The sequence below is a fragment of the Sphingobium sp. IP1 genome, from assembly GCF_002708645.1.
GTDB lineage: Bacteria > Pseudomonadota > Alphaproteobacteria > Sphingomonadales > Sphingomonadaceae > Sphingobium > Sphingobium yanoikuyae.
In genome coordinates this window covers 1-6,949 of the sequence record NZ_NOIW01000171.1, presented here as the reverse complement: position 1 = coordinate 6,949, position 6,949 = coordinate 1, and the positions used below count along the sequence as shown (strand labels likewise).

Here is a 6,949-nt window from a genome sequence, read left to right as displayed (position 1 = left end):
GCAGCGCCGCCCGCCAAAAGCTGATCGAGAAGCTCATTCGGTATGGCAGGTTCTTTGCGTCGTGACATAGTGGGACTCCTTGTTGCCCATTATGCCCGGCCACACACGGAAATCCTGACAGTCCCCTTCGCTGGCGCAGCCGGCATAAGCCAGCGCTTGAACCACTCCATCGAACGACGATAGATCGCTAGACGGTGCGCCGGCTGCCACTTGATGTGATGCTCGTCCGGGAAAACATACATTTCCACCGTCTTCCCTGCTGCTTCAAGAGCATGATAGGCAGGTAGAGCCATCCGAAACTCGTCGTCTGATAGCTGCATGAGGAGCGGCGCGGTCACCTTGCCAGGATTGTCCAGCATGGCGTAATCCTGCCAGAACTGCCGACCATCTATGCCTCGGGGCGGATATCCCCAGCGCACAAGATCGAGATAATATTCTTCGCTGACGCTGTCATAATTGCTGACATCTTCGCAGCAGCTGCTGACGGCAGCGGCCCGAAATCTGGTCGAGTTCATCAACGCGAATTGTACTGTGGACGCCCCATCGCTCAGGCCGCTGATACCGATCCGGTCCGGATCCACAATGCCTTGCGCGACCAGCTTCGAAATGGCGGCCTCCAGAGCTGCCAGGACATGGCGCCTGTCAGCCCAACCCTTGACGTTATTGCGGCTGAAGGCGGACCAGTCTGCTGCTGGAAAGTGGCTGGCATAGTCTGCTGGCCTTTGGAAGCTCAGGACCGCAAATCCTTGCGCTGCCAGGGGGAGAATGGGATATTCATCGCCGGTCCCTCCGCGCAGAAAGCCGCGGCTGATATATTGGACGATGACGAGAGGCAGCTTCCTGCCGGGGCGATAATCGGGTGGGAGCGTGAGGTCACCAAAAGCCTCGCCCCCGCTAAATTGCCATATCATCCTGTGCGTGGGCCCGAACTTATGGGCCGCGAAGGTGGGATTGGGTTCGTAGATGCTTCTCAACCTACCATCGGTGACGGACAAGCCGACCAGGCGCCGCGGTTCCAGGCTGCTTTCATAGCCGCACAGAAGTTCATCGCCCCCAGCCTGGCAACCAAAGAGCAGATGTTCGGTGATGAAAAGCCGGACCGGATCGCCGCTGCCCGCTTTCCAGCGATAGAGGGCGAGGCGGCTTCTTTCTGCGGGCCCTTCGGTCCGCATGAAAAGCACATGATCATCCTTGCTCCACCAGCTGCCGAGCAATTCTCCTGAGCAGACCTGGCTCTTGCAGCTTATCGTCCTTTCACCGATCTTGACGTGAAGACGGACAGGCGAACGGATCTCATTGTCTCGCTCCGGGCTCGTCCAGGCGACAGCATTGCGGCTATCGCTGGTCGAGACATTGGTAGCGCCTTTAGGGGCTAAGATCGCAAGCGGTTTGAAGGCTGGCGCCGCCTCGCCCTTCTCGGCCATGCTGGCGTTGCCGGTTGTGATATCGATCCGGACATAGGTGTAGCCGAGAGCGGTACCTGGAAACGGAAGGGCGCGGGCCGCCTGCCAGATCCTGTAATCATAGCGGAAGCCATGCAGACCCTCTGCCTCTATTTCCCGATCTGCTTCCACCCGCGCGGAATCTGTCTCCAGCAGGACAGACTGTCCATCTGCAGCCCATTGCAAATCGACAATCGGCAAGTCGCCGTTGGTGAGGGGGAAGGCTTTGCTCCCGTCCGCGCGGGCCAGCCAGAGGCGAGTCTGCCCCTTGTCGCGGCGAACATAGGCAAGCAGCCTTCCACTGGGCGACCAGCGCGGGGTGAGCGGCATGGGCAAGCCGATAGGAAAAGCCTGAAGCCGGCGATTGGAAAAGGTCGCCTTGATGAACTCGCCACCTTCATCCGCCACGATCGGTGCATGGGCGCCGTTCCTGTCAACGACTAATAGCCTCAGGCAATAGCTGTTGGTCGCTGCATCAGCCATCCGCATCTGCAACGCGATCTGCTTGCCGTCCGGTGACAGCGCGATATGGGATGCGTTGGCAGGGCTGGAGCCGCCGTCCCCGAAGTCCCACAATGCCGTCAGATCTTCTGACGTCACATAGCTACCCTTCTTCGCGCTCTGCTCCACAGCTGTCGGCGGTGTGGAGCAGAGCGCTGCAGCACCGGTCGGCAGGGCGCCGGCGGCCGCGAGCAGGGCAGCAGATAGAGACAGCCTTGATCGCTGCATTTTACCAGGCCTTGGTCAGCTGCAGGGATAGGACGCGGCCAAGCGGGTTGGCATTCTGCGGATCATAGCCGATGGCGCTGATGCCATTGAACGAGAAGGCCGCATAGGGCGGATCCTTGTCAAAGAGATTGGTAGCACCGAGCGTCAGGTTGAGGCCACGCAGCGCGCCTGTATCGTTTTTGAACCGGTAGCTGATCTGAGCGTCGAGCGTCGTCCAGGATGAGACATGCTCATTCGGTGTGACGATGTTATTCTTGTAGCCACCGACATAGCTGACGCTCAAGAGCGCTGACAGGCTGTCCGACGCCCAGCCTGCATGTCCTCTCAAGCGAAGGTCGACCGGATTATTGATGCTGTTGAGGATGTTTACCGATGGCGCCGATGCGCTGGCTGCGCGCGAGAATTTGAACAGATAACTTCCATCGACGCCGACGCGGGCTTCGCCGACGCCGGCTTTGAAACGATATTGGACATCGAAATCCATACCCTTCTGCCGGGTGACAGCGAGATTTTGCGTGCGCGCGTCGATGAAGATATCCACATCACTTGCCGCGAGACCATAATAGTCGATGAAATTGGGCGAGCTGACATAGGATTGCAGCATCTCAAGCGACGGGTTCTCGTTGATGAGCGCTGCATAGCTCGCGCGATTGTTCAGCATCTGGAACAGCACCGATGTAAGATCGACGATTTGATCCTTGTAGCGGATGTCGAAATAGGTTGAGGCAATGCGCAGCCCGGGAAGTAGCTCGGGTTCATATACAAAGCCAAAGGTCATCGTTCTGGCTTTCTCGGGCTGCATGTCGGTCATGTTGCCGCGATAGAACATGACGTTACTCGTTCCGGTGAGGGAAGCAGGATCGGTCACTGGCGTGATGAAAAATACGTCGGAATCCGGTGTCTGGAGCAATTCTGTAAAACCTGGCGCGCGGAAGGAGGTGCCAAAGCTGCCCTTGAGTTCCAGGCCGTCGACAGGCTTCCACGAAAGGCCGAATTTGGGATTGGTGCTATTGCCGAAATCGCTGTAATTTTCGCGTCGTACCGCCAAAGAAAGGGTGAGCGACCGAATGGCAGGGAGGCTGTTATCCTCGCCGATGATCGGTATGAATAACTCGCCATAGATCGCTTCGATGTTGCGCCTGCCTTGCGTGCCGGCGGTCGAGATAATGGGCGTGAGGCTATATTGATCGGAGACAGTGCGGGAGGAGAAACGCTCGTTGCGATGTTCCACGCCCAGGGCGAGGCGGGCCTGACCGCCCGGAAGATCCATGAGAGGCCCGTCGCCACGAAGCGCGCCGGACCAGATGGTCGATACATAGCCGGTGCGGGTGGAGCCGCGAATATAGTCGAGCACGGACTCACTGTTGCTTATGCCGTCGCCGAACGGGTTAAGAGCGATTGCGGGATCGCTACTTGCTCCCGCCACGGCAAGCCTGGCGAAATTGGGAAGATTGACCGAACCGAAATTCTCTTCCTGTCGGCCATAGGCTCCTCGCATCTCGACTGACCAGCCGCCAAGCCTGAGTATCCCCCCGGCGTTGAGGCCGAGCCCTTCAACCTTGCCCTGATCCGTGCGAGCGCCAAGTTCGCTGGTAAAATCATAGCGAACGCTGACAGGCTGGCTGGTGCCGATCGGGTCGACATAATAGGGATTGTCGGGCGTAATGGTGACAGACGATTGATAACCGGCGGGATTGACCCTCTTGCTGAAGGATCGCCTGGCATAAAGGCCTTCGGCATCGATGGTGAGCCTGTCTGTCAAATCCTGTTCGATGCGGCCATAAGCGGAGTAGCGCGTCTGACGGGGGAGCAGATCGGCATGGTCCCAACCATCCTGGAGGTTGAGCGTGCCTGCGGTCAGGTCGGCAGCGCTCAAGCCTGTTCCATCCTGGCCTTTAGGGATCGCATAGCTTTGCCCACCTGCGATGATATTGCCGGGATTGGCAAATTGAAGCCTATAGTCATCACCGCCCCATGGACGCAGATCCTGTGTAGCATAGCCTCTGTCGGATGCTGAAAGGCGGCTTCGGCGATAATATTCCACCGCGAGCACGGCGCGACCGGAACGCCATTTCGTGCCAAGGATCTGACTTGCCTGGACCTCATCATAGTCACCATCGGCGGTGCCGATGCGAAAACTGGTCTCATTTCCCTCAAATTGCCGTCTGGTGATGAGATTGACCACGCCCGCCACGGCGTCCGAGCCATATATGGCCGATGCACCGTCAGCCAATATCTCGATCCGTTCGATTGCGCTGATGGGGATCATGGAGATGTCGGTGAAAACCCCACCTGACCCGCCCAGCGCCGGACGGTTGCCGTTGAGCAGCACCAGGGTCGATGAGGGGCCAAGGCCCCGCAAGTTGATAGAGGAGCCGTAGGAAGCATTGAGGTTTGCGCCGCTCGCACCTGTAGCCCCGGCGGTTGTTTCGTTGGAGCCGCCGCCATAGGCTTGGGGTATCGACTGGAGAATCTGCTGGGCTGACACATAGCCGCTTTCGCCGATCGCCTTGCGGTCGAGGCGAATGACGTTGGATCCAGGGGCATCGGTACCCCTTATACGTGACCCTGTAACCGATATCAGAACATCCGTCGCGCTGGTTGCCTCCTCGCGCGACGGTGCCTCTCGCCCCCGCAGAGTTATCGTACGATCCCTGATCTCGGCAGTGAGGCCCGACGGCGCGAGGAGGGCGGTCACGGCTTCTTCGACCGTGTAGGCGCCGGCTAGCGATGGGGCGCGCGCGCCCTTGAGGCTCTTGGGGTCGGCGACGAGTTGGTAATCGCTGCCGCGCGCGACGCTTCGCAAGGCTGTGGCAAGATCCTGTTCAGGCAGGTTATAAGTCTTTTGCGCGTCCTGCGCATGTGCCTGACTGCAAATAGCGCCCATGCAAAGTGCAGCGCTGGTCATCAGCGCAATCTTTACGATCCCCATTATGTGCCCCTATTTCATGCTGCCTCCATTTTTGAGGCTCAATAGGGAAGACGGGAATCTGCTTTTCTAAAGCTGATTGGCCGAATTATTTCTTTTCGGTCAAAATAAGCTTGTTGGGTTTCGATCGGTCGATGGTGGCATCAAGAAAGCTGGCCAGTGCCTGCGCGACACGCTCGATGTCGCGAATGTCGATATCGGCGAATATCTCGCGATTGCCGAGCGCTGGCGTCGCCAGTTCGATCTTGGTCTCGCTATAGCTGTTGGCCTCAGCGATGACCTCATTGATCGGTACATTGTCGAAACTCTTCACGCCGCTCACCCACTGCTGCTCGGATCGAGGTGCAGGAATGACGGAAATCTCGGTCGCGAGTCTAGTCGTCAGCTTGAGCAACTGGCCGGGCCGAAGCTGAAGCGACGTCGCCTGGTCGGCGGGGATCGGGCGCGTAAAGGCTATCATGACGGGGGTGTCGATCGGATTGACGCGGACACCATCTCTCAAGGTCATATCGAAACTGCCGCCCTGGCTTGTTACGGTCGTGCCTGCGGCATGCACGACGAAAGGCCTTTGAGCGTCCGGCGCGACGCTGAACCGTGCCCGGCCCCGCTTGATTTCCACATGACGATCTGTGGCGGTAATCTCCACGAGAAGAAGCGTGTCGGTGTCGAGAAGGACCGATGTGCCGTCGCTAAGCCGCTCGGTACGCTTTTCTCCCACCCGGGTCTCGATCGGCGTGCGGGCTTCGCTTTGCGCGATCAACCTTGGCGCGTCATCTTGCGATCGCCACCAGATACCGCCGGCAACGAGCATGAGCGCGAGAGATGCGGCAAGGGGCACAAACGGTCGGAAGCTTCGCTTGTTCTTGGGCGGCTGCAGCCGGCGTGAACGCATGCGAAGCTCTGCAGCGGCGCCGCCTGCCTCAAGCATTTCGCGAACGGCGACGAGATAGCGCGCCTCACGGGACGGATCTGCCGCCACCCAGGCGGAGAAGGCAGCCTGATGCTCCCCCAGCCTGTCGAGGGCGGTAGGATCGGGAACGGCATGGTGATCAGCAAGGATGAGCATCGCCCACTCCATTGCCTCCTGATTGTCGCGCGCCGCTCGGGCAGCGCCTATGTCAGTCATCATTGGCCTCACGATGGGCGACCACATGCTTGATGGCCCTTAGCATATGCTTTTGAACCACCCAGAGCGGCACATCCAGCTCCTTGGCGATCTCGACATAGGTCTGCCCTTCGACGCGGTTCCGCAGGAAGATGTCGAGCGTATCTGGTTTGAGCTGGTCGAGGATCAGCTTCCAACGGGCAAGATCCTGGCGCGCCTGCGTTTCGCGGTGGGTGTCGCTGGCGGCAATGAGGTCGAGATCGTCATCGAGCAATGTCGAGCGGCGCGATAGAAGCGTCGAACCGCGCGCGATGAAATCGCGCAGCAAATTGGTTGCGATGCGGGTGAGATAGGCTTGAGGGCTTTCCAGCGCCTGGGCGGGGGCTGCGCGCACGAAGCGCGTGAAGGTTTCCTGGGCGAGTTCGTCGGCATCGGCCTGGTTGCCGAGCTGGCGCGTGAAGAAGCGCATGAGGCGGGGCTTCTCCCTGTTGTAGAATTCCGGAAAGCGAAAGGGTTCGCTGCCGGAATCTCTCTGCCTGGTCGGATCGCATAGGCGATCCTCGCTTCTGCCTTGGCTCATTCGTCGCACCTATGTCCTCTCGGGGCGACGGCCAAAGCCGGTTGTGGTTTAGCTGAGGTCTTTTCTCTCCTGCAAACAGGCGCACGATGGTGCTGCACGATGAAGGGAGATGACACGATGACGAAGAAGATCACGAACCCCGAGATACTGGCGATCCGGGCAGC

General features: G+C 59.2%; 4 protein-coding genes. All 4 read right to left on the bottom strand.

The features are described 5' to 3' along the window. Positions 1-89 precede the first annotated feature (89 nt). The 4 genes from CG471_RS28305 to CG471_RS28290 all read right to left on the bottom strand — a co-directional run bounded on the left by CG471_RS28305 (position 90) and on the right by CG471_RS28290 (position 6,785). On the bottom strand, positions 90-2,171 hold the full coding sequence (locus CG471_RS28305; RefSeq protein ID WP_099234488.1) for an Atxe2 family lasso peptide isopeptidase: 2,082 nt from the start codon (positions 2,169-2,171) through the stop codon (positions 90-92). A 1-nt stretch (position 2,172) separates the two neighbouring features. After that, positions 2,173-5,079, bottom strand: coding sequence for a TonB-dependent receptor domain-containing protein (locus CG471_RS30880; protein WP_180275824.1), 2,907 nt, complete (start codon positions 5,077-5,079; stop codon positions 2,173-2,175). Between the two features lie 109 nt (positions 5,080-5,188). Continuing rightward, positions 5,189-6,253 (bottom strand): FecR family protein, encoded by a 1,065-nt coding sequence (locus CG471_RS28295; RefSeq protein ID WP_257211722.1) that lies wholly within the window; start codon positions 6,251-6,253, stop codon positions 5,189-5,191. Continuing rightward, positions 6,219-6,785 carry an RNA polymerase sigma factor gene (locus tag CG471_RS28290; RefSeq protein WP_099234486.1) on the bottom strand — a complete coding sequence of 189 codons (567 nt, stop codon included), beginning with the start codon at positions 6,783-6,785 and terminating at the stop codon, positions 6,219-6,221. The genes CG471_RS28295 and CG471_RS28290 overlap by 35 nt, the downstream gene beginning before the upstream one ends. Positions 6,786-6,949 lie beyond the last annotated feature (164 nt).